Consider the following 19797-nt stretch of genomic DNA (forward strand, 5'->3'; position numbering starts at 1 on the left):
CCATTTCTGCTCTACGCAGGGCCAACTTTGCCCGACTTGGCAATCCTATGCAGGATTGCCACCTGAGGAAGGAGCCTGCGTTACGGGATTGGTTTCCCGCCCTCATCGTCATTCTAAACATGACGGCGAGTTAGCCGCCTGCCGGCGGCTTTTCCCCCTTTGGTGCCTTACGGCACCACCTTCCCCCCGCAAAAGCGGTGGGACAATAAAGCTCCGGTAAACATTTGCTTCAAAAAGTTGCTCTACATTAAGCACGGGTTGTTGTGCCCCCTCGAAGAGGGGGAAAGGTGGTGGCGCCAGCCACCAAAGGGGGCCTCTTTTCCCTCGCCCGCAGGGCGGTTGTTTGGTTTCACTAGCTCACTAGCCCACTAGCCCACTAAAGTTGTTTTATCCAAACTGGCGCCTTCTATTATTTAAAAGGCGCCCACCAGAACCCTCGCGCCGAAGGCGCGTCAAACCTTAGAACCTTTTGAACCTTCTGAACCCTCACGCCAAAGGCGTGTCAGCCGCCGCAGGCGGCTCTCATATACGCCCCGAAGGCGTTTCCTGTCGCGTTATCGCTGCTGGTTTCCACGTCGGCGAAGTAGACTTTGATTCCCTTTTTTCCAAGAATGTCTTCCACCCGGCTCCTAAGGTACTTGTTAGCCATGACGCCGCCTACGGCGATGAAGGGTCTTTTTTCGAAGGGGCAGGCGGAGAGTTCTTTGTCCAGGGCTTTTCCTATATGTTCCAGGACTCCTTCGGCGATGTCTTCTCTGGCGTACTTTCCGGAGGCGATGTCGCGCTGGACCTTGGTTTCGGGACCGGAGAAGGAGAAGGCGCCTTTGACGGCAGACCTGGGGATGTGGTAGGTGTGATGGCCCGTCAGTGCCAGTTTTTCCAGCTCTTTTCCGCAGGGGAAGTGGAGGCCCAGGGCGACGCCGACGCGGTCGATGAGCTGGCCGGCGGTGATGTCTTTGGAGTCCATGAGGGTTGTAATTTCCATGCATTCTCCCTGCCAGAGGGCGGAGAGGACGTCCATGGTGCCTCCGGACATGTGCATCATGTAGAAGGGCTTTCCCCAGAGGGAGGGGTGCCTGCTGATGGCCGCCAGGGCGTGGTTTTCCTGGTGGCTGAATTCGTAGACCGGTACGTGGAGGGCGGCAGCAAGGGAAAAGGCGGCGCCTTTTCCAACAAGAAAGGCGGGCATGTACGAATCAGCCCGCCTCCGTGGAAAAGAAGATACTCCTATTCCTTTGATATCCTGCAGCAAGGGAGAAAGTTTCTGCAGGATGACGGGAAGATTTCTGGTGTGCTGGAATACCATCTGGGACTGGGAGAGCCCCCGGTTTCCTTCCTTTACGGAAAGCACGATCCTTTCTTCCCCTGCCGGCTCCCCGGAAGAGTCATAGACAGCGGCCGACGTTGTGTAGCAGCTGGTATCTATTCCAAGAAACCTTGCCATGATTATCCTTTCGTTGCCTTATCCAGAACGGCATTCACGAAACGGTAGGACGATTCGCCGCCGTAGACCTTGGCCATTTCCACGGCTTCGTTGATAATGAGCTTCCGGTCCTCCGCTTCGTCACCCATGAAATAGAATTCAGCCAGCGCCAGGCGGAGGATGTTCTTATCCACCACGTTCAGCTGGGAAAGAGACCAGTTGGTCAGATGGGCGGAAATCTTTTCATCGATTTCCTTATGCTCAGCTGCCGCCTTCACCAGCGCATCTGCAAAAGCCCTGTCCTTTTCGGTTAACTCCAATTCGCCGGAATCGATAGTTTCCGTTTCCGGATTCAGCTCCCGGGAATATAAAACCTTAAGAGCATATTCTCTTGCGTTTCTTCTGCTCATGATGACCTCTTTCAATCCACAATATCAGTAATGGTTACATCTATTCCATAAATGGTTTCATCCGTCAGGGTAAGGAGAAGATTCCTTACCACCATCTGCACGTAGCGGCCGGTTTCATTCACCCGGCACCCCCGATGGAGGGCCAGGGACATGTCCACCTTGATTCCCTTCTTCCTGCTGCGGCGCAGGAGCAGGCCCTTGTGGCCATGAAAGCCGAAGGCCTGGGAAATACCGGAAATCATGTCCTGGAAACCGTCGGCTGTGAAATGGGAAACTTCGGGAATCGCCAGCACGGCCTTCTCGATTTTCTCATACACTTCCTCTTCCGGCACAATGGTAATGGATTCATCCTGACTCATTTTGCCTTGTCCTTATCAAAAATAATCTGGGACACATTGACGTTCACCGCAGCCACCCGGACGCCAAGGGTGTCGGACACCGTTTCTTTCACCGTTTCCTGCAGCTTCAGCGCTACCCCGGGAATGCGCATGCCGTGACGGACGTACACATAGAGGTCCAGCACCACAGCGCCGTCCTTCATGCCGACGTGGACGCCATCGGTATCCTTGTCGGAAATCACGGAAGAAAGGCTCTGGAGGAAAGTCTCCCCCATGCCTGCAATGCCCGGCACCGTCAGCGCCGCCGCCCTGGCGATAATGGCAATCACCCGGTCAGTGACACGCACCTTTCCCAGCTCATTTTCCAGAGATACCGTTTCCATAGAATGGCCCGATTATTTTACACGTTCAATGTATGCACCGGTACGGGTATCGATGCGGAGAACTTCCCCTTCATTGATGAAGAGCGGAACAGATACGGTATAGCCCGTTTCCAGTTTAGCCGGTTTGGAACCGCCGGTAGCTGTATCGCCGCGGATGCCAGGTTCCGTTTCAACGACCTTCAGTTCTACAGAATTCGGGATATCTACGCCGATGATGTTACCGTTGAAGAACATAACGGTGCATTCCATTTCTTCCTTCAGGAAGTTGATCTTGTCGCCCAGCTGTTCCTTGTTCAGCATGATCTGTTCATAGGTTTCTGTATCCATGAAGCAGTAGGAGCCGTCAGCTTCGTAGAGGTACTGCATGGGCTTGCGTTCTACCGTAGCCGGCTGCAGCTTGATGCCTGCATTGAACTTGCGTTCAACCACGGAACCGTTCTGCAGGTTCTTCAGCTTTGCACGAACGAAAGCAGCGCCCTTGCCCGGCTTTACATGCAGAAATTCCACACACTGCCAAACCTGGCCATCCAGTTCAACCGTAATACCGGGACGTAAATCATTACTAGAAATCATTTAAATCTTCCTCCTGCTACACTTGCAAAAATTTTTTGGGAAATAGAGTCAGAATGGAAATGCCATCCTGCTTTATAACAACCGTATCTTCGATACGGACTCCACCAGTGCCGGGGAGATATACCCCCGGTTCAACAGTTTCCGTCATATTCACTTCCAGAACCGAATGGTCCCGCTGGGCCAGAACAGGAGCCTCATGAATCTCAAGACCCACACTGTGGCCAAGGGCATGGGTGAAATACCCATCCAGCTCAAAGGCCTTCAAATACTCCCTGGCCGCCGTATCCGCCTCATCGGCCCGCATGCCCGCCTTCAAAAGACTTTCCACATGCTCATTGCAGCCAAGAACCTTATCGTAAAGGAAACGCTGGCGGCTGGAAATATTTCCAACAGCCACGGTCCTTGTAATATCGGAATGATACCCCTTATAAATGGCGCCGAAATCAAAGGTAATGAGGTCTCCCTCTTCGATGACCTTATCCGTCGCCGTGCCGTGGGGATAAGCCCCCCGCTCGCCGGAAGCCACGATGGTATCAAAGGACTTCCCCTCAGACCCCGCCTTCAGCATCTCGCACTCCAGCACCGCCTGCAGATACCGCTCCGTCACACCGGCGCGGATATAGGGAATGGTGTTCTTGAAACCCTCATCGGAAATTTCACAGGCCCTCTTCAAAAGAGAAAGCTCCTCCTCCGACTTGATGCGGCGCACCTCATCCACCGGACAGAACTCAAAATCCACATCCGGCATAGTTTCGTCAAAAGAAAGATACATCCTGTAAGACAAAACCGACTCAATACCCAGCTTCCTCACATGATGGGACTTCGAGAGCCTAGCCAGCACCTCCGCCAGCTTCCCTTTGTAATCCACCACCGTAAAGCCCTTCGCTTCCTCCTTCGCCTGCTCCACATACCGGGAATCAGTCAGAAGATAAAAAGCGTCGGCCGTCACGAAAAGATAACTGTCCGAACCGGTAAATCCACTGATGTACCGCAAATTCTCATCCTTCTCAACAAACAGGCCGTCCACGCCCCATTTGGAAAGGGATTTGGAAATCATTTGTTTATCAATCACAAGATCACTCTCTTCCATTACCCTATAATCATACAGTATCTCGGGCCTTTTGTCTAGATTTTTTGACACGCCGAAGGCGTGAGGGTTGACGGGCCTTCGGCCCGAAGGTTCGTAAGGTTCTTAGGTTTGACAGCGGCTTCGCCGCAGTTTATAGCCCCCTTCCTCAGGAAGGGGGTGGCGCCGGAGGCGACGGAGGATAGGGGCGTCAGGTCTTTACTAAATCTTTTCGGTGTTCCTCAGCCCTATCGGGCAGCTCCATCCCGGTCGGGCAAACAAAAGGAAGGCCCCTCTAAATTTCTCGTTTCCCCTTGAGGGGAAGTGCCACGAAGTGGCAAAAGGGTGTACGGGGTAAGAATGACAATGTTGCTCCATTTCTGCTCTACGCAGGGCCAACTTTGCCCGACTTGGCAATCCTATGCAGGATTGCCACCTGAGGAAGGAGCCTAACGTTACGGGATTCCCTTCCCGCCTCATACTGTCATCCTGAGCGACAGCGAAGGATCTCGGTACTAGGAGCATATGAAACATTCAGTAATAAATACCAATCGGCGGGAAAGCTGCCGGACTATCAGTGTGTAATCTTCCGGACCTATCCTCAGGGCTTCTCCCAGCTCCTTCCTGAGGAAGGAGCCTAACGTTACGTGCTTACTTCTTGTGTCACCAGTGCTGCATGACGGAGAGTCAGAGCCCCCCTTCCTTAGGAAGGGAGGCTCCGTTAGGCGACGGAGGATAGGGGCGTGGATTTAGACGATAGAAATCAAGCTGCTTGCAAAAGAGCTGTGAGGAAATGAATGATATTTCCTCACAGCTCTTTTATATACGCAGATTACCCTTTTTGTTCCATGCTCTCCTTCAACTTTTCCACCGTTTCGATGGAAAGCCCCGTCCCCTTCGCCACGTCAGCCACAGACAGGCCCATGGAAAGGAAGCGAATGGCGGTTCTGCTCAAGGCTCTGCCTTCGCCTTCTTTAATACCCTCTTCACGTCCCTCTTCGCGGCCTAAAACTCGGCCCTCATTCATTGCCTCTTCTGAAATATTTAAGCTCAGGTTGCACATGGTAGTCATCTCCTTTTCCATGTCTGGTGTCATATTTATACCATACTCCTGCTCCAGGACTTCTTTTTTGGAATCAAAGGACCTTTTCCTTTCATTAAAAAGAACCTGCAGCAGGTGAATCAGTTTATCCTTATCTGCTTTTTTACCAAGACTGATAACAACTATATTGGGTAAATCGTAGTTTTCTGCCGCTTCCTTATACCGGTGGAGCAGGTGTTTTTCTTCCAGCTTGTAATGGTTAATATAGCTGTTTCCACTGGGGGAATCCATGCATATCCAGATGGAATAGACTTTCTTAATACTATTATAGTCCTTCCCTTCAAATTCCCGTTCCTTTTGTGAGGAAATCAGGCGGCAGACGTAAAAGACAGCCCGTTTCATCAAATGATAACCTAAAGTGGATTCCACCTGCGTACGCTGGGCCTCCACGTTAATAATCAGTGTGATGGGCTCCCCTGTTCCCGGTGCGCGGGCATGGAAGAGGATGTCGTAGGTAATATATCCTTCCTTTGGCGCCCCATCTTCATTCCGGTCGCCCTTGATTTGAGACGGTACCGCATTAGTCAATCCCGGGTTTACAGGAATATTTCCTACCTGCGGCGCCCCTTCGATGTATTGTTCTGCAATATCCGCCGTACTGACATCATGAAATTCCGGAACCACTTTTTTCACGATTTCTGCCAGCAGCTTCCGACTGGCCAGGAGCCGCTTGGCATGCTGGTCATATTGTGCGTTATTGTAGCCGTATAGGGAATCCATCATACTTTCCGTTATGATAAATCGCTGTTCCTTCATGGATTCGCCCCCTTTCTCCATCCTCATTTTACGGAAATTTAGAAGGAGATGCAAGGAAATAATCAATTCATTCTATGCTTTGCAAAGTAACGAAAAGCAGCCCGCCCCCATTGTCATCTCGAGCAGAGCTGTATGACGGTATGCGTTAGCCTCCTTCCTCTGGAAGGAGGTGGCGCCGTTAGGCGACGGAGGATAGCAGGCCTTTCAAAGAAAGGCCGAGGCCCTGAAAGGGCCTAATTTGACTCATAAGTATAAAGTGCATTACTCGGTGTTCCTCAGGGCTTATCGCCCAGCTCCATCCCGGTCGGGCAAACAAAAGGAAGGCCCTTTTATGGGCAGGCTAAGGGCCAACTTTGCCCGACTTGGCAATCCTATGCAGGATTGCCACCTGCGGAAGGAGCCTGCGTTGCGTTCTTCCCTTCCCGCGGGGCTCGTCATTCTGAGCGAAGCGAAGAATCTCGGTACTTGCCGATAGTGTCTCATTGGCTGGTAAATGCCAGTCGGCGGGAAGGAGCCGCCTTCGGCGGCTTCTCCCCCTTTGGTGCCTTACGGAACCACCTTCCCCCCGCAAAAGCGGTGGGACAATAAAGCCCCGGCAAACATTTGCTTCAAAAAATTGCTCTACGTTAAGCACGGGTTGTTGTGCCCCCGCTTGCGGGGGAAAGGTGGTGGCGTCAGTCACCAAAGGGGGAACGCTTTTCCCTCGCCCGCAGGGCGGTTGTACGGTTTTCTATAAACTGGCGCCTCCAATTATTTAAAAGGCGCCACCACAACCCTCTGAACCCTGTGAACCTTTTGAACCCTTTGAACCCTCACGCCCGCAGGGCGTGTCCCTTACTTCCCGCAGTCCGCTACTTTTCTCACCAGTTTTCTTGTAATGCTTCCGAAGAAGTCCTGGTCTTGGAAGCGGAGGAAGCGGATGGGTTTTTCTGTGCTCTTTACGTAGAGGGTATCTTTGTTGGAGAAGGAGAAGCTGTAGGCTCCGTCCAGGGAGAGGCAGAGTTCTTTTTCCCTTTCCGGCACGGTGATTTTGACTTCGTCGTCCCTGGAGAGGACCATGGCGAAGCGCTGGAGGGTGTGGGCGCAGATGGGGACGATGATGATGCGGTCGTCCGAGGGGCCCAGCACCGGGCCGCCGCAGGAGAGGGAGTAGCCGGTGGAGCCGGTGGGCGATGAGATGATGAGGCCGTCGGCGGCGTATTCCTGGATGAAGCTGCCATTGATGAAGAGGCGGATCCGGGCAAGCTGGCCAATGGAGTTGTGGCCGATGACCACGTCGTTCAGCACGTGGGGCAGCGTTTCTTCTGTCCCGTCTTCATGGACAATCTTCGAGACAAGGTAGAGGCGCCGTTCTTTCTTGAAATCGCCGGCAAGGATCTGGTCCATCCGTTTTTCCATGTCCGAAAGGGTCATGGCGTTCAAAAAACCCAGGTCTCCCAGATGGAGGCCTGCCATGAGGACCGGGTAGTCGGCGAAGGTACGGGCGGCGCCTAAGAAGGAGCCGTCTCCGCCTACGGAGAGAATGAAGTCCCTCTTTCCCATGATTTCTTCCGTTTCATAGCATTCCTCTGTAAATCCCATTTCCATGAGTCCCTTTTTCATGGAAAGAGGAAAGCTGTAGTCTATCTGTTTCTTTTTAAGGAGGCCGGTCAATGCCAAGAGGGCCTGCTTTAAATCCGCCTTTCCCAGGTTCGGATAAATGCCAAATTTCATTCCCCTATCCTTTCAAGCCGGTATGGGCTTCTTCCACAACTTTTTCCACATCCGCCGATGTGATGTCCTTATCGGGCATCTCATTCTTCAGCCACGCCAGAAATTCGATATTTCCGGAGCCCCCCTTAATGGGCGAATAGGTGAGGCCGTGGCAGTAGAGGTGTTCTTCTGCAAAGGCAGCCAGGGTGTCTTCGATGACTTCCGCATGCACCTTGGGATCCTTCACAATGCCCCCCTTCCCCACCTTTTCCCGGCCCGCTTCGAACTGGGGTTTGATGAGAATCACAAGGGAGCCGTCATCCTTCAGGATGGAGTGGACGGCAGGGATGATTTTTGTGACGGAAATAAAGGAAACGTCGGTGGAAATGAAATCCACCATTCCCCCAAGGAGGTCCTTCGTCACCACCTTGATATTCGTTTTCTCCATGTTCACCACCTGGGGATTGGAACGGAGCTTCCAGTCCAGCTGGTTCGTGCCCACGTCGATGGCAAAGACCCTGGCAGCACCGTTCTGCAGGGCGCAGTCCGTGAAACCGCCGGTGGAAGCACCGATGTCCGCCATCACCTTTCCCTTAAGGTCGATGGAAAAGGTTTGGAGCGCCTTCTCCAGCTTATAGCCGCCCCGCCCCACATAGGGCATGACATGGCCCTTGATGCGGAGCCTGGCGTCCACAGGCACCTTCGTCCCCGCTTTATCCACAGGCACATCATTCACCAGAATGATGCCTTCCATAATATGACGTTTTGCATTCTCCCGGCTTTCAAAAAATCCCTGCTCCACCAGGAGCACATCAAGCCGTTCTTTCTTTACTTTCCGGTTAGCCAAATGGGTACCTCGTTGTTTGTGATAATAGCGGCTGGCGCCGCAAATAAAAAAGGGGGGGCGGCTGGCGCCGCAGGTTGGGACCGCCTCACGGCGGCGGGTTGTGTAGAAGGGTTGTGTTCGCTTCGCTCAAGGGGAAGGTATCGCCGCTTAGCGGCGATGAGTATAAAGACAGCGTTACGGGATTTGCCTTCCCGCCTCCCACCGTCATCCTGAGCGACAGCGAAGGATCTCGGTAAAAGCCGTTAGTGTCGCAGCTGTTGCTAAATACCAGTCGGCGGGAATTCGGACCTATCCTCAGGGCTTCGCCCAGCTCCTTTCTGAGGAAGGAGCCTTTGCCGCCTGAGGCGGCAGCGCTGCCTGTCGGCAGCGAAAACCAAACAACCGCCCTGGCGGGCGTTGGAAATGCACCCCTATCCCCGCCTGCGGCGGTACTTCCCCCGGAGGGGGAAGTCTGCGCTCCGCTTCCCTTAGTGCAAACTTAAGCCACTCATTGCATAGCGCCGCTAGCACCTCCCCCTCCGGGGTGGCAAGCGAACACGATTCGTAGGGAGCCCTTGGGCGACTGAAAATCGTGTGAGACGCTTTCCCGTGGAGAGGTGCCGTAGGCAGAAGGGGTGCATTTCCAACATGCCGCAGGCGTGGTTGGCTTGTTTTCCCCCGGCGAAGCCCGGTTGTTTGGTTTTACTAGCCCACTAGCCCACTAGCCCACTAAAGTTGTTTTATTCAAACTGGCGCCCCTTCTTTTTGAAGGGCGCCCACCACAACCCTCGCGCCATCGGCGCGTCAAACTTTAGAACCCTCAGGCCGCAGGTCTGTCAAACCTCGGCCCGAAGGGCCGTCAACCCTCACGGCCTCCGGCCGTGTCCCTACTTCTTCCTATGCACCATGAGTTCAGTCAGTTCATAGAGAATTGTACTATCAAAGGGGAGTTTTGCCAATGCCTCTTTCGCAAGTTCCGCTTCTTCTTCTGCGTATTTCTCCGCTTTTTCTACGCCCAGGATGGTGACGAAGGTGGATTTGTGGTCTTTTTCGTCCTGCCCGGGCATTTTGCCCATGTCTTCCAGGTTTCCCTTTTCGTCCAAGAGGTCGTCGGTGATTTGGAAGAGGAGGCCCAGGTGGGCGGCGAAGGTTTCGAGGAGCAGCCTGTCCTTCAGGGACGCTCCTGCCACGGCGCAGGCCATGGAGACGGGGGCGGCAAGGAGGCAGCCTGTTTTGCAGGCATCCAGGGTTTTGAGCTGGGAAAGGGTCAGGGGCTTTCCCTCGGCTTCCATGTCCTGGGCCTGGCCGCCTACCATGCCTTCGGGGCCGGCGGCGCGGGCGAGGATGTCTATAAGTTCGATCCTTACGTCCGCGGGAATCTGTTTCTGCTCCGCCAGGAGCTGGAAGGCAAAGGTCAGAAGGCCGTCGCCGGCCTGAGTGGCCATGCCGGCACCGTAGACTTTATGGTTGGTGAGCCGGCCGCGGCGGTAGTCGTCGTTGTCCATGGCCGGGAGGTCGTCGTGGATTAAAGAATAGGTGTGCACGCATTCCAGGGCGCAGGCGGCGTCCACATAGCGGCTGCTGTCCACGCCCAGGGTATCCAGCACCGTGAGAAAGAGGAAGGGGCGGATCCGCTTCCCTCCTGCCAGGAGGCTGTAGTTCATGGCGTCGTAGAGTGTCTTGTGCTCAAGCCGGTCCGATTTCAAAAGGACCGCCAGTCTGTCATTGATGAGCTTCTGTTTTACTTTCAGCGCTTCCCGAATCATGGTTTTCCATCTCCTTTTCCAAGAGTTCCTCTGTCTTTTGTGAAATCACCGTAAGCTCGCCGTCCACTTCATTCAAAATGGAGAGGCAGCGGGCTGCGGCTTCCATGCCCTCTTTATAGACCGCCGCCATTTCATCGATGGCCGAGTCTTTTGAGGAAATCCGGCGAGCTGCGTCCTTTAGGATTTCCATGCTTTCTTCAAATGTAAGCGATTTATTGTCCATGTCCCCCGCTCCTTTGCAGGCAAACCAGTAATTCCAGCACATCCCGGTACCGGGATTTCAAACAGCTTTCCTTTTCCCTGTCAAGACAAAGCATGAGGGACTTGATTTCCAGCCGAAGACTTTGGAGGCGTTCCGGGGAAATCCTCTCCTTCATGGAAACCAGAATCCCCGCGATTTCCTGTTTCTTCGAAAGGAAACGGGATTTCCGCGATTCCTCCAGCTCCTTTGCGGCGTTTCCAAGAAGGGAAAGCCACGCCGCCCGTTCCGGTATGGCCATTTCCGCCGCCTGGGTAGGCGTGGACGCGCGCCGGTCGGCGGCAAGGTCGGAAAGGGTGGTGTCCGTCTCATGGCCCACGGCGGAAATCAAAGGGATGGTGCATGCATGGATGGCTTCCAGAAGCACCCTTTCGTTAAAAGGACGAAGGTCATCCTCCGCCCCGCCGCCACGGGCCAAAATCAGCACATCCGGCTTGTCCCTCGCCCCTTGGGCTTCACGGATTTTTTCCGCCATGTCAAGGGCCGCCCCCTCCCCCTGCACCGACGTGCTGTAGAGGGTATACCGGACGCAGGGATTCCGGAGGCGCCCGGTCTTCACGATATCATGGACCACCGCGCCGCTTTCGGACGAAATAATGCCGATGTGGAAAGGAAAAGGCGGCAGCCCCTTCTTCCGGAAGGGGTCAAAATACCCCTTCTCCTCCAGCTCCTTCATCATGGCGTCCTTTTCCTCGGCGTCCCGGCTCTTTTGGACATCCATCACCCGCTCCACAAAGAGCACCGGCCAGCCGGAGGAAGTGTTGAAACGGATATCCCCCAGCACCGTGGCCTCCATGCCGCTTTCAAGACTTCTGGTAAGAAAAGCACCGCCCATTCGGCCGATCAGGCAGAAAAGACGAGACTCCTCCCCCAGAAGGGTGAAATAAGTGACGCCGGAGAAATGGGCGTGCACAGAGGAAATCATCCCCCGCACAGCCACATGGCTGAATACATAATCTTTCTTCATTCGCCCCGCCAGAAGACGGGAGCATTCGTTGACTGAGTAGATTTTCATGATGTTTTATGGACACGCCCTTTGGGCGTGAGGGTTCAGAAGGTTCAGAGGGTTCAAAGGGTTCAAAGGGTTGTAGTGGCGGCTTCGCCGCAGTAAAAAAAGGGGCCGCGCCTGACGGCGCAGGTTGGGACCGCCTGACGGCGGCGGGTTGTGTAGAAGGGTTGTGTTCGCTGACGCTCAAGGGGGAAGGTAGCGGCTTCGCCGCAGTTTATAGCCCCCTTCCATAGGCAGAAATCCTGCAGAGGATTTCTGAGCCGGGCTCTTGTGTGAGCATAGCCTGCACATTAAGCGAACACCTTAAAGCCCGGCCAGCGGGTGGCGCCGTAGGCGACGGAGGATAGGGGCGTCAGGTTTTTACTATATCTTTTCGGTGTTCCTCAGGGCTCCCCCCAGCTCCATCCCGGTCGGGCAAACAAAAGGAAGGCCCTTCTTAATTCTCGTTGCCCCTTGAGGGGCCATAGGGTGTACGAGGTTAAGAATGATAATGTTGCTCCATTTCTGCTCTACGCAGGGCCAACTTCGGCTTTGTGGAGACCCTCTGCAGGGTCTCCACAAAGCGAAGAATCTTGGGAAGAATAGCAAGTGAGAAAATGCCGGTAAATACCGGCCTGCGGTAAGGGTCTGTCATTTGGCGGCCAGCGATTAGGAGGCTTTCCTATTGGCGGCTGACCGGCTTTCATCAAAATGACAGTGGGGCGGGGAGGTACCGGTGCCATTTGTTTTCCTTCTCCATGACTGTAAAGCTGGCCGCCCCACATGTCATTTCGAGCGGGGCTGCGTGCAGGTATGGGGATATAGGTATTTGAGCTCCATTGAGGCTCTGAGTCGAGAAATCTTCCACCGCCATGCGGCTTGTCTCACTGGGGCAGGAGATTTCTCCACTTCGGTCGAAATGATAACGGGGCGGGGAGCACTTGTGACATTCATGGGGTTGTTCCATTCCGGCGTGAGATTTCTCCACTTCGGTCGAAATGACAGCGGCGGAGAGCACTTGTGTCAATTCATTCCCTAAGCCCAATGGCTATCCGGCGGGCTTTTGGTGGTGGGACAGACGTGTTTCCGGGGAAAGGGCATGAAAAAAGAGGAAATGCTTCGCAAAAAGCATTTCCTCTTCTGCATCTGTCTCAGTCCACAGAGAACTATTACTTGGAGTACAGTTCGACGATGTTGGTTTCGTTGACTTCGTCTTTGTAGGGGAGTTCGTCTCTCTGGGGGAAACGGGTGAGGGTTGCGGTCCAGTTGTCGAAGGACTTTTCGATGTAAGGAAGATCGAAGGTCTTCAGTTCCTGGAAGGACTGTTTGAACATTTCATTGGTTCTGTAGGATTCCTTCAGGGAAATCACCTGTCCGGGACGAACGGGGTAGGACGGAATGTCCACTCTCTTGCCGTCAACGGTGATGAGGCCGTGGGTAACCATCTGGCGAGCCTGACGGATGGAACGTGCAAAGCCTGCACGGTATACAAGGTTGTCCAGTCTGGTTTCCAGCAGGAACAGCAGGTTTTCGCCTACGACGCCGGACATTCTCCTTGCTTTATCATAATAGCGGTAGAACTGCTTTTCCAGCAGGTTGTACATCGCTTTAACCTTCTGCTTTTCAGCCAGCTGTACGCCGTATTCGGACTGTTTCTTCTGACGAGCGTCAGCGACCTGCCGTTTTAACGCTTTCGGATGGCCGTAAATGTTTACGCCGAAACGTCTGCTTGTCTTAAAACGGAGATTTCTGTTTGTTGCCATTGTGTAAATCACCTCTCTAAAAATTATGCTGATCGAATATGAACAGCTTTTATATTATAAGGGATTCATGGGGCAATGTCAATATATTTTTGGGAGTGGGGTGGTTAGTGGGACAGTGAGACAGTGGGGACTAGAAACTGGGGATTCGGGAATGGGGAATGGGGGACGCCCTGAGGAAATGGTAAATGGTGAATTGTAAATGGTAAATGAAGGTGGGCGGCTTCGCCGCCAGTATGGATAAAACAGCTTTAGTAGGCTAGTGAGCTGGTGGGCTAGTGAGCTGGTAAAAACCATACAACCGCCCTTACGGGCGAGGGAAATGCACCCCTTCTGCCGCCTGCGGCGGCGTCTCCCCCGGAGGGGGAGATTTGCTCTATGCTTTCCTTATTGCTAACTTAAGTTGCTCATTTTATAGCATGGCTAAAACTTCCCCCTCCGGGGTGGCAAAGGAACTGGATTTGTAGGGGAGTGAAACGACCCGAAAATCCAGTGACATGCTTCCCTTTAGGAGAAGTACCACCGCAGGCGGGGATAGGGGTGCATTTCCAACGAGCGAAGCGAGGTTTGCTTGTTTTCCTTTCGTGCCAGGGCGGTTGTAAAGGTTTTATCATAAGAGGCGTCTTATACGCTATAAAAGACGCCCACCGCCGCCGCGAAGCGGCACCTTCCCGCCGACTGGTATTTAACAGCATTTGCCTCATATGCTGCATGTACTGCGCGCATTCTGCATAGAATGCGCGAGTCGACCAAAGTTGGCCCTTAGCCTGCCCATAAAAGGGCCTTCCTTTTAGTTGGTCGACCGGCGATTCTTCACTTCGTTCAGAATGACGCGTAGGGCGGGAAGGGAATCCCGTAACGCTGACTATATACTCATCGCCGCCAAAGGCGGCGATACCACAACCCTCAGCGGCCAAAGGCCGCTGTCAAACTTAAGAACCTTCCGGTCGAAGGCCGGTCAATCTTAAGAACCCTCTGAATCTGCAGGCCCGTCCCCCTTTGGTACTGGCGTACCACCTTTCCCCCTGTTCAGGGGGCACAATCATGGGGGCTAAATACTGCGGCGGAGCCGCCACCACAACCCTCGCAGCCGCAGGCTGCGTCAAACTTTAGAACCTTAAGAACCTTCGGGCCGAAGGCCCGTCAACCTTTTCCTCCGAACCTATTTCCCCCTTCTTTCCACTATGGCGAAGAAGTTTTCCAGGATTTTTCTTCCTTCCGGGGTCATGATGGATTCGGGGTGGAACTGGAGGCCGTAGGTGGGGTAGTTTCTGTGTTCCACGGCCATGATTTCACCGTCTTTGGTGCGGGCGGTGATTTTAAGGCAGGTGGGCATGGTGGATTCTACGGCGGCAAGGGAGTGGTAGCGGGCGGCTTTGATGGTAGGGCTCATGCCGGCAAAGAGGGGGCTTTCTGTGTCCAGGTCCACGTCGTAAGCTTTGCCGTGGACCAGTTCTTTGGCGTAGGAGACGGTGGCGCCGTAGCATTTGCAGATGGCCTGGTGGCCCAGGCATACTCCCAGGATGGGGAGGGTGGGGCCGAAGTGGCGGATGGCGTCGATGCAGATGCCTGCGTCTTCCGGCCGTCCGGGGCCCGGGGAGATGAGGAGGGCATCCGGTTTCATTTCTTCCAGTTCTTCCACGCTCAAGGCGTCGTTCCGGATGACTTTGATGTCGGGGTAGAGGCTCCCGGCCAGCTGGTAGAGATTGTATGAAAAGCTGTCATAGTTGTCGATGAGAATAATCATTTGTCCAGTCCTCCTTCTGCCAGGTGAATGGCGTTGACTACGGCTTTGGCCTTGTTGATGCATTCGTGGTATTCGTTTTCCGGCACGCTGTCAGCTACGATGCCGGCACCGGACTGGACGCAGACGATTCCGTTTTTCTTGTAGGCCAGGCGGATGCCGATGCAGGTGTCCATATTTCCCGAGAAATCAAGGTAGCCGATGGCGCCGCCGTAGATGCCGCGCTTCCTTGATTCCTCTTCTTCAATGATTTCGCAGGCCCGAAGCTTGGGGGCGCCGGAGAGGGTGCCGGCGGGGAGGACGGCGTCGATGACGTCCACCGCGTCTTTGCCCGGGGCAAGGGCGCCTTCCACGGTGGAGCCGATGTGCATGACGTGGGAGAAACGGAGGATATTCAGGTATTTTTCTACCTTCACGGAACCGATGCGGCTTACCTTGCCCAGGTCGTTGCGCCCCAGGTCCACCAGCATGTTATGCTCTGCCAGCTCCTTTTCGTTGGAGAGGAGTTCCTTTTCCAGCGCCCGGTCTTCTTCTTCCGTTTTGCCCCTTGGCCTTGTGCCGGCCAGGGGGTAGGTGTGGAGGATGCCGTTTTCCAGTTTGCCCAGGGTTTCCGGGGAAGCGCCGGCGATTTCCACGTGGTCGCTGGTGAAATAGAACATATAGGGCGAGGGATTTTCCATGCGGAGCAGGCGGTATACATCAAACATGGAGCCGGTGGCTCTGGCGGTCAATGGGTTGGAGAGAACCACCTGGAAAATGTCGCCTTCGTAAATGTGGTGCCGTGCGTTTTCCACCATGGCGCTGTATTCTTCCATGGAATGGGCCGGCTTGAGTTCTTCTTCCAGATGGAGGGGCTTGAATACCGCCTTGGCGCCGCTTTTCAGCAGGTCCTCCATGGCCGTAAGCTCTTCTTCTGCCCTGGCGTAGGAGGCGTCCATATCTTTAGTGGAAACGCCGGCCACCAGGATGATTTTCTGCTTGTAGGCGTCGAAGATCACCAGCTTGTCGAAGAGCATGAGGTCCACATCGTTGAAATCGGCGTTGTCCTCGTGACGGAGCTTCAGGGTGGGCTCTGCGTACTTGATGTAGTCGTAGGAGAAATAGCCCACCAGGCCCCCGGTGAAGGGCGGAAGGCCTTCCAGTTTCGGGCTCTTGCAGGCGGCAAGGATTTTTCGGATTTCTTCGCCGGGATGGGTGACTTCTTTCCGGATGATTTCCGGATGCTCTCCCTCTGCGCCTTTGGTGATGGTGAGATGGCCGTTCAGGCAGGTGAGCTCCAGGGTGGGATCATAACCCAGAAAGGAGTAGCGGCTCCAGGGCTGGTTATTTTCCGCGCTTTCCAGCATGAAGCAGTGATGGCTGGCGGCGCGGAGGGTCCGCATGACTTCGATGGTGGTGAAACGGTCCGCCATGATTTCGCGGCAGACGGGAATTCTTCTGTAATCACCGGATTTGCTGATTGCTTTGACTTCCTCTAATGTTGGATACATAATGACCTCCTTATGGAAGGGCCGATTCATTCGCTAGGGAAGCGCTGATTAAATCGTTATCGGATTTCATTCTTGTATTTTTATTCAATGCAAGGAATGAGTCGACGCGAATAGCGAGCTATTTAAGGAGACTTATGACATAGCATTGGATAAAAATACTTATGAAATTCGATTCTGCGAATTAATCAGTGCTTCCCTAGCTGTGAATTCTTTTAAAAGCAGACTTTATGAATGAATTGGTGCTTCCTTATCTGCCTGGACGTAAAAAAATCCGTCCATGGCAGGAATAACTCTGCCAAGGACGGATTCAATCCGCGGTGCCACCTTGTTTCACGATATCGTGCTCTTTGCGAGATACCAACATATCTCCGGCAGCTAACGCGTGCCCTGCGTTGCGGTATACTCTGTCATCCATTTCGCCGCACCCTCAGCGGTCCATTTGGCAGGCTGCCTTTCCATCCATTCTCACCGGGTAGGACTCTCTTTGGGTGCATTTCCTGCTTTGATCTCCGCTTCAACGGTTTCTTGATTAGAAGATTATATCCTGCAGCGCTTTTTGTCAAGGGGATAGGTGAAATTTTTTACTCGGGGTAAGCATTGCTTCAATCATGGCCGCGTTCCTTCTTATGAAGGGAGACTCTATGAATGCATCAGTGCTTATCCGGGTAAACCCACACATAGGGCCGCCCCTTCTCATCGTGGTGGACGCCGATGATTTCAGGCATGAAATCGGGGAATTCCCTGCCGCAGGCCTCCAGGAAGAGGAAGTAGGAAAGCACCTTCTCCGTCCACGCCTCACCGGCGGCAAGGGCGCAGATGCCCGGCGGGTAGGGAAGGATATTTTCCAGGGAAATGTGGCCCTTCGCTTCCTCCAGGGGCAGCTTTTTCCTCTCTCCCCTGATGAAACGGACATGGGCCTCTCTGGGGGAAAGACCGCGGGGCGGGAAATCCTCCTCCCTGAAAAGGCACTGCTGCAGCTCCCCGGCGTGATGGGAGAAGATGAAATCATGGAAACGGCGGCAGAAATCCCTGAGCCCTTCGCCGGGAAGAGTTTTGATGGAGGGCATGAAGCGCTCCATAGGAATGTTTTGGAAATAGGCCTTTTCAAACTCCTTGAGGCAGCGGAGAAGATATTTGTGTTTCTTCCGGCTGTCCCCCGGTTCCACCAGAAAGAGGAGGGTGTAGAAATCGGATTTCTCCGGAGTAATCCCCCGGCTTTCCAGATAGGCCGAAAGAAGGGGCGCCGGAATGGAATGCTCCCGCTTTTCCGAAAAGCTGCCGGTGGTGAGGAGGACCTTACAGGGATCCAGCAGAGAGGAGGCGGCGGCAGGGCCGTCAAAGCCGTGCCACGATTCCTCAGGGGACAGGGAGAAGAAGGCAGCATCTTCCATGATGGAAGGCGTCTTCTCCGATTCCCATTTCCTTCCATGCACCAGAGGCGGCAGGAAAGGCGGAAAGAGGCTGGTTTCCTTCAAAATGGCCTTCTTCAGACGGACGGCGGAGCGGAAGGTCTCCTTCCAAAGGGCTCCGCCCCGTTTCTCATGGATGAAAGCGTTCATTTCCAGCCCCGCCAGGAGGGGATAGTAGGGGGACGTGGAAATATGCATAAGGAAGGTGTCATTCAGCACATCATAGGGAAGATAATAGGGTTTATTCCTGATGTGGCTGTCCTTTTTATGAATCTGGGAAGTCATGGAAAAACCGGCGAGCTGCTTGTGCACAGACTGGGTCACAAGAATACCCGGCGCCTCTTCCGGCAGCGAAAAAGTAAGGACTGCGGCATCCTTCAGGAGGGGAATGAAATTTTCATAGCCTCCCCAGGCATCGTCAAAGAGGATGTATTCGCACAGGTGGCCGATTTTCTCAAGGACCTGCCGCACATTGGAAAAAAGGCCGTCGTAGGTGCATATCTGCAGGCATGCCAGCCGGAAGGGCCGCTCCTTTTCGGAAAGCTCCGGACGGACCTTGCGGATTTCCTCCCGCAGATGATCCTCTTCCAGGGACTTTGGCAGAATGGGCCCGATGACGCCGGAATCATTGCGGCAGGACGAAAGATACACCGGCAGCGCCCCTGCCTGAAGCAGTGCCCCCTGCCAGGTGGACTTATGGTTGTTCCTGTCAAAAAGCACCAGGTCCCCGGGGGAAAGAAGGGCATTGGCACAGATCCGGTTGGATGTGGACGTGCCGCCCAGCACAAAGAAACAGTCATCACTTCCCCACACCGAAGCGGCCAGGCGCTCCGCCTCCCCTGAAACTCCTTCGTGGGACGACGGGTCGCCGATGGCGGAAGAAGAATCGGAAATATCCGCCCGGAACATGGCCTTTCCCAAAGCGCCGGTAAAAATCCGGCCCTCCTCGGTGAGATTAAAAAAGCGTCCGCTGTGGTGCCCGGGAGTATCGAAATCAAAGCGTCCCTTCCCCGCCTCCGCCAGCAGGGCAGCAGTAAAGGGAGGAAGAGATTTTATTTTATTCTTATCTTTTTTCATATGAAGTCTCCTTATCAGGAAATATTATATCAATTTTGCCGACTGCTAAGGAAGCACTGATTGATTCGCAAAGTCTATTTTTTGTGAAGGAGGCACTGCGGTACATGCCGAATCGTCAGGCTCCTTTCTCAGAAAGGAGCTGGGCGATAGGGCTGAGGAACACCGAAATTACGCAGGAATACTATTTGCTCACATTAGGCCCCGGCGGGGCCGCGGATTTTCATAGAAAATCCGCTATCATCCGTCGCCTGCGGCGTGCACAGCGAACACATTTTGTAGGAGCAAAGCGACGCACAAAATGTAGTGAGTCGTTTCCCCTTTAGGGGCCACCTTCTTCCAAAGGAAGAAGGCTTTGGCACTTCGTCATGCAGCACTGGAGACACAAATGTAAATACTGTAACGCTGGCTATATACTCATCGCCGCCAAAGGCGGCGATACCTTAACCCTCGGGCCAAAGGCCCGTCAAACTTAAGAACCCTTGGGCCGTAGGCCCATCAATCTTAAGAACCTTTCTACACAACCCTTTTGAACCCGGGGCCGCAGAGCGGCCCCCTTATCCCATTTGCTTTTTCTTCCCGTCCCATGATATAATGACCTCAGTATCCGGGGTTATAGCTCAGTTGGTCAGAGCGCTTCGTTGACATCGAAGAGGTCTTTGGTTCGAATCCAAATAGTCCCACCAGATTTTATAACCCGCCAATTCGGCGGGTTTTTGTGTACCCGGAAATGGAAAG

At 54.0% G+C, this 19797-nt stretch carries 16 protein-coding genes and 1 tRNA gene; 1 reads left to right on the plus strand and 16 read right to left on the minus strand.

Annotated elements, in window-relative coordinates:
- Positions 1 to 502: 502 nt before the first annotated feature.
- The 16 genes from QZQ29_RS02275 to QZQ29_RS02350 all read right to left on the minus strand — a co-directional run bounded on the left by QZQ29_RS02275 (position 503) and on the right by QZQ29_RS02350 (position 19062).
- Positions 503 to 1444 carry a glycoprotease gene (locus QZQ29_RS02275; protein WP_296959070.1) on the minus strand — a complete coding sequence of 314 codons (942 nt, stop codon included), beginning with the start codon at positions 1442 to 1444 and terminating at the stop codon, positions 503 to 505.
- Positions 1445 to 1446: 2 nt separating this feature from the next.
- The gene (gene nusB / locus QZQ29_RS02280) at positions 1447 to 1833 is read right to left on the minus strand and encodes a transcription antitermination factor NusB (RefSeq protein ID WP_296959072.1); all 387 of its coding nucleotides are present in this window, start codon (positions 1831 to 1833) and stop codon (positions 1447 to 1449) included.
- Positions 1834 to 1844: 11 nt separating this feature from the next.
- Positions 1845 to 2192 carry a hypothetical protein gene (locus tag QZQ29_RS02285; protein ID WP_296959073.1) on the minus strand — a complete coding sequence of 116 codons (348 nt, stop codon included), beginning with the start codon at positions 2190 to 2192 and terminating at the stop codon, positions 1845 to 1847.
- Entirely contained in the window at positions 2189 to 2554 is a 366-nt protein-coding gene (locus QZQ29_RS02290; protein ID WP_296959075.1) for an Asp23/Gls24 family envelope stress response protein, read from the minus strand. The genes QZQ29_RS02285 and QZQ29_RS02290 overlap by 4 nt, the downstream gene beginning before the upstream one ends.
- Before the next feature lie 12 nt (positions 2555 to 2566).
- On the minus strand, positions 2567 to 3127 hold the full coding sequence (efp, locus tag QZQ29_RS02295) for an elongation factor P (protein ID WP_008859000.1): 561 nt from the start codon (positions 3125 to 3127) through the stop codon (positions 2567 to 2569).
- 16 nt (positions 3128 to 3143) lie between these two features.
- Positions 3144 to 4199: a Xaa-Pro peptidase family protein gene (locus QZQ29_RS02300; RefSeq protein WP_296959078.1), complete on the minus strand. Its 1056-nt coding sequence runs from the start codon at positions 4197 to 4199 to the stop codon at positions 3144 to 3146.
- A gap of 826 nt (positions 4200 to 5025) precedes the next feature.
- Positions 5026 to 6051 carry a PD-(D/E)XK nuclease family transposase gene (locus QZQ29_RS02305; RefSeq protein ID WP_296959079.1) on the minus strand — a complete coding sequence of 342 codons (1026 nt, stop codon included), beginning with the start codon at positions 6049 to 6051 and terminating at the stop codon, positions 5026 to 5028.
- A gap of 834 nt (positions 6052 to 6885) precedes the next feature.
- Entirely contained in the window at positions 6886 to 7764 is an 879-nt protein-coding gene (locus QZQ29_RS02310) for an NAD(+)/NADH kinase (RefSeq protein WP_296959081.1), read from the minus strand.
- A gap of 4 nt (positions 7765 to 7768) precedes the next feature.
- Complete coding sequence (locus QZQ29_RS02315; RefSeq protein ID WP_296959082.1) at positions 7769 to 8590, minus strand: TlyA family RNA methyltransferase; 822 nt, start codon at positions 8588 to 8590, stop codon at positions 7769 to 7771.
- 866 nt (positions 8591 to 9456) lie between these two features.
- Positions 9457 to 10335 carry a polyprenyl synthetase family protein gene (locus tag QZQ29_RS02320; protein ID WP_296959084.1) on the minus strand — a complete coding sequence of 293 codons (879 nt, stop codon included), beginning with the start codon at positions 10333 to 10335 and terminating at the stop codon, positions 9457 to 9459.
- On the minus strand, positions 10292 to 10558 hold the full coding sequence (xseB, locus tag QZQ29_RS02325; RefSeq protein WP_296959087.1) for an exodeoxyribonuclease VII small subunit: 267 nt from the start codon (positions 10556 to 10558) through the stop codon (positions 10292 to 10294). The genes QZQ29_RS02320 and xseB overlap by 44 nt, the downstream gene beginning before the upstream one ends.
- A complete protein-coding gene (gene xseA / locus QZQ29_RS02330; protein ID WP_296959090.1) occupies positions 10548 to 11609 on the minus strand; it encodes an exodeoxyribonuclease VII large subunit in 1062 nt (353 codons plus the stop codon). Before xseA ends, xseB begins: the two co-directional genes overlap by 11 nt.
- A 1142-nt stretch (positions 11610 to 12751) precedes the next feature.
- Positions 12752 to 13345: a 30S ribosomal protein S4 gene (rpsD, locus tag QZQ29_RS02335; RefSeq protein WP_296959092.1), complete on the minus strand. Its 594-nt coding sequence runs from the start codon at positions 13343 to 13345 to the stop codon at positions 12752 to 12754.
- Between the two features lie 1159 nt (positions 13346 to 14504).
- Positions 14505 to 15089, minus strand: a complete 585-nt coding sequence (locus QZQ29_RS02340) for an aminodeoxychorismate/anthranilate synthase component II (RefSeq protein WP_296959095.1) — start codon at positions 15087 to 15089, stop codon at positions 14505 to 14507.
- Entirely contained in the window at positions 15086 to 16579 is a 1494-nt protein-coding gene (locus tag QZQ29_RS02345) for an anthranilate synthase component I family protein (RefSeq protein ID WP_296959126.1), read from the minus strand. The genes QZQ29_RS02340 and QZQ29_RS02345 overlap by 4 nt, the downstream gene beginning before the upstream one ends.
- 647 nt (positions 16580 to 17226) lie before the next feature.
- A complete protein-coding gene (locus tag QZQ29_RS02350) occupies positions 17227 to 19062 on the minus strand; it encodes an ornithine decarboxylase (RefSeq protein ID WP_296959097.1) in 1836 nt (611 codons plus the stop codon).
- Between the two features lie 606 nt (positions 19063 to 19668).
- Here QZQ29_RS02350 and QZQ29_RS02355 point away from each other — a divergent pair.
- Positions 19669 to 19745 (plus strand) — tRNA-Val (locus QZQ29_RS02355).
- The last annotated feature ends 52 nt before the right edge of the window (positions 19746 to 19797 follow it).

Source organism: uncultured Dialister sp. (assembly GCF_900538805.1).
In the GTDB taxonomy this organism is placed as follows: domain Bacteria; phylum Bacillota; class Negativicutes; order Veillonellales; family Dialisteraceae; genus Dialister.